The organism is Pseudomonas sp. P5_B2, from assembly GCF_056400445.1.
This window is the reverse complement of sequence record NZ_JBFULH010001052.1, coordinates 1-1076: the sequence shown is the minus strand read 5'-3', so window position 1 is coordinate 1076 and position 1076 is coordinate 1. Positions and strand designations below refer to the sequence as shown.

Here is a 1076-nt window from a genome sequence, read left to right as displayed (position 1 = left end):
TTCGAACACCAGGCGTTTGGACGGCAAATCGGCAATACGCCTACAGACATCGTTAAGCCGAGCTTCGGTAACGCCAATGGCCTGCGCATAACGGCCAAGCGCCCAGTGCTCCAGATAATGCTCTTCAATCAGTGCATTGAATCGATGAAAGATCTGCAAGTCTTCACGTCGCGTAGGCGTCGCTTCGAGAGGGTTTGCGCACAGCCGTAATACGCTGACCATGATCAGTCGAGTCAGGCTTAGCACCGCTGCGCTGTGACCGGCGGCCCCACTGTTCATCTCCCCTCGCAGCTCTTCGAATAGAAATGCCAGACGCCGCGATTCGCTTTGCTGCTCAGGCTTGAGGTGATCAAGCGCCACACAGGCTGCGGGAAGTTGCGGCCCCAATGCCAGCCCAGGATCGCTTTCGATCAATTGCCAGATCAACTGCTGGCGAACGGTGAGCACGTGGCCGTCGCTGTCCGCCTCCGTCACGAAGGAATGGGGAATCGTCGGCGGGGTGAGAAAAAACATGGGGCCCGACTCGACGTACTGCTGGTCATCAAGATAGACCCTCACCGTTCCGCTCTTGACGTAATGCACCTGGAAAAATCGATCGTGGCGGTGCACTGGCATGTTGCGCCCAAAGAAACCCGCCAGGTTGCCTAGCTTGTCGTAATGCACCTCGCTATCGCTGTAGCGCTGATCGTAGACCTGGCCGATGTTGATGTTAGGAATTGGATACCGATCGTTCATCACTCTCTACTCGTTATTTTTAGTTCCGACATCCCCGCCCCATGGTGCACCCGCTGCGAGTAAATCGCCACGAACAAGAAGGGGCTTGACGATCATTAACATATTAATTATAACGATAACATGTTAACAATAATCAGGCCGGACACCTCAGTCCCGCCACTGCCAGGAGATAAGCATGAGCCATGCCTTGCATGACATTGCGACCGGCACCCTGCTCGGTGTAGCGCTGAACTACCAGGGATTGCTGCTGAAGCGCCTTTCTGAATTCGAGCAGCCGCCGTATCAAAAGCTACCTGTCAAACCGGTTCTGTTCATCAAGACGCCCAATACGCGCAACGTAC

Annotated in this window: 1 protein-coding gene and 1 pseudogene; one reads left to right on the top strand and one right to left on the bottom strand. The window is 54.8% G+C overall.

From position 1 onward, the window contains the following. Positions 1-735, bottom strand: a 735-nt coding sequence (gene hpaA / locus AC1DRJ_RS29085) for a 4-hydroxyphenylacetate catabolism regulatory protein HpaA (protein WP_477805169.1), incomplete at its 3' end; no start/stop codon positions are given. Between the two features lie 175 nt (positions 736-910). Between hpaA and AC1DRJ_RS29080 the strand changes: the two are divergent. Further along, positions 911-1076, top strand: a pseudogene (locus AC1DRJ_RS29080) (fumarylacetoacetate hydrolase family protein); the annotation flags it as partial.